The organism is Bacteroides sp. UBA939 (assembly GCF_002293435.1).
GTDB lineage: Bacteria > Bacteroidota > Bacteroidia > Bacteroidales > Bacteroidaceae > Bacteroides.
Genome location: NZ_DBDF01000236.1, coordinates 1 through 216, shown reverse-complemented (window position 1 = coordinate 216; position 216 = coordinate 1).

Here is a 216-nt window from a genome sequence, read left to right as displayed (position 1 = left end):
ACGGGATATATGCGGTGCGTGAACCATATATATCCCGTGCGCGGACCATATATATGCGGTGTAAACACCATCTATATGCGGTGAAAATACCGGTTTTTTAGCCTGCATTATTCATAAGTGTTTCGTTATAAATGAGAATTTAGCGGTGAGAATGGGTACGCGGACGACGCGGGTTAAGCGGATGAACGCGGATAACGCGGACGAGCGCGGATTCTT